This is a genomic window from Oleiphilus sp. HI0066 (assembly GCF_001635725.1).
This window is the reverse complement of sequence record NZ_LWFH01000952.1, coordinates 1-325: the sequence shown is the minus strand read 5'-3', so window position 1 is coordinate 325 and position 325 is coordinate 1. Positions and strand designations below refer to the sequence as shown.

1 protein-coding gene is annotated in these 325 nt (G+C 38.5%); it reads right to left on the bottom strand.

Annotated features, from left to right (window positions below):
• A partial coding sequence (locus tag A3738_RS10810) for a DUF1631 family protein (RefSeq protein WP_197473808.1) occupies positions 1–325 on the bottom strand: 325 nt, incomplete at both ends.

Sequence of the window (325 nt, the reverse complement as noted above, 5' to 3'; positions counted from 1 at the left end):
TATTTTGATCTTCAAAGAAAGTATCGTTTTCCAAAAGTTGGCGTAAAACTGGTATTTCTAATCGAAACAGATGTTGTTTGCCTTCAGAGCTAATACGCGGATTATTTTGTAATGATCCAAAGAAACGATCAATAACGTCTACTTGTCCTTGTTGCTCATGCGATAGAGCTTTCTCTTCATCTTCTCCAGTATTTAAGCTTTGAAGAACACGAGACAATAAGCTTAAGGCTTCACCGTCGCTATCAAGAGAACGTGTTGGGATTTGCTTCTGCGCAAGCCCTTCGTTCAACTCATTCGAACTAAAAGCTGAGACAGAATAATCAAT